Annotated in this window: 6 protein-coding genes; all 6 read right to left on the bottom strand. The window is 66.4% G+C overall.

Annotated elements, in window-relative coordinates:
• Positions 1-48: 48 nt before the first annotated feature.
• Complete coding sequence (locus EB084_22595; protein NDD31054.1) at positions 49-297, bottom strand: hypothetical protein; 249 nt, start codon at positions 295-297, stop codon at positions 49-51.
• A complete protein-coding gene (locus tag EB084_22590; protein NDD31053.1) occupies positions 294-890 on the bottom strand; it encodes a DUF4406 domain-containing protein in 597 nt (198 codons plus the stop codon). The genes EB084_22595 and EB084_22590 overlap by 4 nt, the downstream gene beginning before the upstream one ends.
• 4 nt (positions 891-894) lie before the next feature.
• A complete protein-coding gene (locus EB084_22585) occupies positions 895-1,158 on the bottom strand; it encodes a hypothetical protein (GenBank protein NDD31052.1) in 264 nt (87 codons plus the stop codon).
• Between the two features lie 501 nt (positions 1,159-1,659).
• Entirely contained in the window at positions 1,660-2,076 is a 417-nt protein-coding gene (locus tag EB084_22580; GenBank protein ID NDD31051.1) for a hypothetical protein, read from the bottom strand.
• Positions 2,073-2,729, bottom strand: coding sequence for a hypothetical protein (locus EB084_22575; protein NDD31050.1), 657 nt, complete (start codon positions 2,727-2,729; stop codon positions 2,073-2,075). Before EB084_22575 ends, EB084_22580 begins: the two co-directional genes overlap by 4 nt.
• 24 nt (positions 2,730-2,753) lie before the next feature.
• A partial coding sequence (locus tag EB084_22570) for a hypothetical protein (GenBank protein NDD31049.1) occupies positions 2,754-3,089 on the bottom strand: 336 nt, incomplete at its 5' end.

The raw sequence follows: 3,089 nt of genomic DNA, 5'->3' as shown, positions 1-3,089 counted from the left end.
GCTCGGCGGCGAGGTGGTCGCGCATGTCGGCGCACTTGGGGCAGTCGGTCATGGCTTTCCGCTCCCCGATGCCGTGAAGAACGAAGGCACGACCAACGTGTCGACGGTGGCAGCAGAAGTCGAGGACGACGACGCCGTGAGGCGCTGCATCAGTCGCTCGGCGCAGCCGTTTCTCTGACCAACGACGTGCCCGCAGACCTCGTATCGCCAGCCGTTGTAGGTGATGTTGAGCGTGTGCATGACGTAGCCGAGGTCGCGGCTGCATCCGGCGCAGGGGCGCGGGGTGGTGCTGGTCACGGCGTCACCTTCTTCGTCTTTCGCACGTCCTTGACCCATTCCTCGATGTCAGACTCGGACAGGCTGCGCGCATCCACGCGCCGCAAGTTCAAGCGCGACGCCTCGGCCCACTCTTGCTTCGCGCCCGAAGAATCCAGCCAGCCCTCGATGAAGATCGCGCCGTCGCAGCGGCGCAGAAGTTCCATCGTCCCGGCGAGCCACAGCGAGTCGTCGGCGACGCCGTCCATGTGCGCGGTGTTGCTGTGCGGGATGACGGGGTACGCGCCCCACCCCGCCAACTTCGCGCCCCACACGCGGGCGTTCGTGATGTTTCGATCGATCTGCCACGTTGTCGCGGCGCGGTACGGGCCAGCGACGTAGATCAGAGGCGGTGCATTGGTCACAGGTGCTCCTCGTCGTGGGGTAGGTCGAGCGCCAAGTCCCCCGGCCACGGTTCCTCGGCGTGCTTCTCGATGCCTCGGTTGACGTCGGCGACGACGGTGCCGCAGAGCGGGCAGCGGACGATGGTGCAGGGGTGCTCCTTCTTCGTCTGCTTGATCCACGCCGTCGACGTGTCGTTCAGCGACACCATGACGCGGTTGCAGGTCACGCACACGATCACGGCTTCCCCTCCGTCACGGTCCACTCTTTGACCTCGATGACGTCCACCTTGTTGAGCCAGCGGTCGCCGGGATGCTCCTGCATGTCCCATCCAGCCGAGGAAAAACCTGACGGCGAATACTCGCGCATCGCCCTGACCTTCTCGCGGTGCTCTGCCAGCAGCTTCTCGACGGCGACCAGCGCGCTTTCGCGCGTGGCGTGTACCGAGTGAACCTCGCCGCCTTCGTAGCGGCACCCTTCGCTCACGATCCAGACGGTCACGGCTTCTCCTTCGTGAACATCGCCAGCAGCGCAGCCACGCGCTCGTCGACGCTATTGCTCGTCCACTCGTCGGTGCGGACGGTGAGCGCGATGTGCAACATCACCTCAACCTGTCGGCGCGTGTAGCTGTCGGGCGGCGGCACCATCGACGCGGGAATCTGCCAGCCGCCCGTTCCGGTCGTCGAAACAAACGGGAGCGGTCCACGCGCGGTCCCGCTGCGTAGGTGGTGGCAGTTCTCGCAAGTGACGGACGGAAGGTGAAAGCAAACAGCAGTCATCGCAAACCCCTTTGCGCCCGACGAACGACCTCGTCGGAAAAATGCGGGCGGGTGCCGTCCGCGAACGTGAGCGCGTCCCACGCCACCCACGATTGACTGTCGGCGCGGCAGGTGTCGCGCTTCTTGTAGCCCCACCAGACCAGCGCGCCCTCGACGTCGTGCGCGTCGACGACGCCTTCACGACCACTCGCGACCTCGCGCACGCGGAAGCCGACGTAGGCGTTCACGGCTTCACTCCAAGCGACGGGATCGTGGGCGCGTAGGTGCAGGTGCAGGCGTGCCCCGCGTGCGAGGCGCAGTTGTCGAGGTGGCGCTCGATGATGGTCGGGGCGTCCTTGACGGCGTGCCACGCGGCGAAGCAACCCGCGCACTCGGGTACGAAAGCGGCCTGCACGTCGTCGCGCAGCTTGGCGAACGCGGCGCGGGCCTCGTCGCGCTCGCGCAGGAGGCGCAGGACGACCTCGCGCGTGCTGACGCTCACGCCGCCGCGCCAATGCCCGTGCGGCTCCGTCTCGACGGCGCACGGCCCGCTGCCGTCGCACCAGCGACGCAGGCCGATGGTGCCGCCGAGGTCGATGTTCCCGTCCGCGACGCGGGCGAGGGCTTCTTCGTACAGGGCGTCGGTCAGCTTCTCGGTCATGGCTTCTCCTTCGTGGCGTGCGGGGCGGCGGCGTAGGCGTCGAGCGCGACCTGCACCGCGAGGCGCAGGATGTCGTCGCGGGCGTCGGCGTATTCGGCGTCGGCGGCGGCGAAGACGGCGACGGTGACATAGGCGACGGCGCGGGCGACATCAGCGAGGTCGGCGGCGTCGCGAGCGGTGGTGGCAGCGTATGTGGCGCGGTCGGCGGCGGCGTTGGCGGCGTAATCGACAACAATAGATCCCTCCTGCTCGCAGCGTTTCGCTGCCGCTTCAAGTGCTTTGCGGTGTTTTTCGTTTGGGTGACCGAATGCCGCAGCGCGCAGCGCGACCGGAACGACACGCCGGATTGTCCCTTCTACGAGAGCGCGCGCCCACGCTGTTCGATCCGTGCCCGCTGTTCCCAACTGCGCAAGTGCGAGAGGCAGAAGTGCCTCGGCGCAGGCCTGCGGCGAAGACCAACGAGCATTACTGAGTCTGATCGCAAGCAATCGATCGGGTTCGGCAACGCACGACGGCTCGGCGCTGTGGTCTTCGCCGAGTGCCAAACAGATCGCGGCCTCTACGCACATTCCGCCGGGGATGGGGTTCCCAAGCCCGCGAACAAGTCCGTGGCCGATGATTTCTTTGAGTCGTTCTTCGATGTCGATGTTCATCGCAAACCTCTGAGCGTGTCGCGGCTAGTAGGCGTCGATGACGCTGCCGTCGGGCAGGTGGTACTGGGGGTACGGTTGATCGACGCCAATCTGCAACGAGCACATGCTCAGGTGCAGCATGAGCGCCTCGGTGAACGACGAGACACGCGCAGGTGCGTCTTTCGAGCCGACCTCGTAGGAAGACCCCGCGCGATGAAAAGCCCCCAGACGAAGCCCGCCGAGCTGGACTTCGATCTCCGCTCCGTCGTCGATCGTGCTGATGAGACGACGATCGACAGAGAGACGAGCACGCGGGATGCGCCCATCCCACCGATCGACCTCCACGCCGTCGCGCAAAAGGACGTTTCCAACGAGCACAAA

The sequence above is a fragment of the Pseudomonadota bacterium genome (genome assembly GCA_010028905.1).
GTDB lineage: Bacteria > Vulcanimicrobiota > Xenobia > RGZZ01 > RGZZ01 > RGZZ01.
The sequence above is the reverse complement of the archived record's forward strand: the minus strand, read 5'-3'. Positions and strand labels throughout refer to the sequence as shown.